2 protein-coding genes are annotated in these 1,326 nt (G+C 68.3%); both read right to left on the minus strand.

What is annotated here, in order from left to right; translation table 11 throughout:
- Positions 1-3: 3 nt before the first annotated feature.
- Complete coding sequence (locus EYW49_RS22790) at positions 4-657, minus strand: 3-oxoacid CoA-transferase subunit B (RefSeq protein WP_131312029.1); 654 nt, start codon at positions 655-657, stop codon at positions 4-6.
- 4 nt (positions 658-661) lie between these two features.
- Positions 662-1,315 (minus strand): CoA transferase subunit A, encoded by a 654-nt coding sequence (locus tag EYW49_RS22795; protein ID WP_131312031.1) that lies wholly within the window; start codon positions 1,313-1,315, stop codon positions 662-664.
- Positions 1,316-1,326: the final 11 nt, after the last annotated feature.

Here is a 1,326-nt window from a genome sequence, read left to right on the forward strand (position 1 = left end):
GGATCAGGCGATGGCCATTTCCGGGACGTGGTCGGGGATGATCAGGGTGGCCTGGGTGGCGGCGACGACCTCGGCGACGGTGACGCCGGGGGCGGTCTCGCGCAGCACCAGACCTTCGGCGGTCGGTTCGATCACCGCCATCTCGGTGACGATCAGCGACACGCGGCGCACCGAGGTGAGCGGCAGGTCGCACTTCTTGAGGATCTTCGGCGCGCCCTTGGCGGTGTGGGTCATGGCGACGATCACCTTCTTGGCGCCGGTCACCAGATCCATCGCCCCGCCCATGCCCGGCACCATCTTGCCCGGCACCATCCAATTGGCGAGCTGCCCGCCCTCGTCGACCTGCAGGCCGCCGAGCACGGTGACGTCGAGATGGCCGCCGCGGATGAAGCCGAACGACGCGACGCTGTCGAAGGCCGCCGCACCGGGGATGAAGCTCACCGGCGAGCCGCCGGCGTCGGTCAGGGATTCCGAGGCCGTGCCGGGTTCCGGCAGCGGCTGCAGGCCGATCAGGCCGTTCTCCGACTGGAAGAACACCTTGATTCCCGCGGGCAGGAAGGTCGCGACCATGGTCGGCAGGCCGATGCCGAGGTTGACCAGGTTGCCGTCGACGAGTTCCAGCGCGACGCGCTTGGCGATCAGAGTCTTCTCGTCCATGGGGTCAGCCCTCCCGAGCCACGAGGAAATCGACGATCACACCGACCGTCTCGACGCTGTCGGGAGGGATCATCCCGACCGGCACGATCTCATGGGCTTCGGCGATCACCGTCGCGCCCGCCATGGCCATGGCCGGATTGAAGTTGCGCGCCGTCAGCTGGTACTGGAGGTTGCCGTAGTAGTCGGCCCGCCAGGCGGCGATCAGGGCGAAGTCGGCCTTCAGCGGCTTCTCGACCAGGAAGGTCGCGCCGTCGATCTCGACCGTCGGCTTGCCGTCGGCGACGACCGTGCCGACGCCGGTGGCGGTGAGCACGCCGCCGAGCCCGGTGCCGCCGGCGCGGATGCGTTCGGCGAGCGTGCCCTGGGGCACCAGTTCGACGGCGATCTGGCCGGCGATCATCTGCTTCTGGGTCTCCGGGTTGAGCCCGATGTGCGAGGCGACCAGACGCTTGACCGCGCCGGCGTCGATCAGCTTGCCGATGTCCACGCCCTTGCGGGCCGTGTCGTTGGCGATGATCGTCAGGTCGCGTTTGCCCTGCCGCACCAATTCGTCGATCACCCGATGGGGCGAACCGACACCCATGAACCCGCCGATCATCAGCGTGGCGCCGTCCGGTATCTTCGCGACGGCATCCGCAAGGGCGGTCACCTTGGACATGTGGAATCCTC

The organism is Siculibacillus lacustris (assembly GCF_004328075.1).
Classification (GTDB): Bacteria; Pseudomonadota; Alphaproteobacteria; order Rhizobiales; family Ancalomicrobiaceae; genus Siculibacillus; species Siculibacillus lacustris.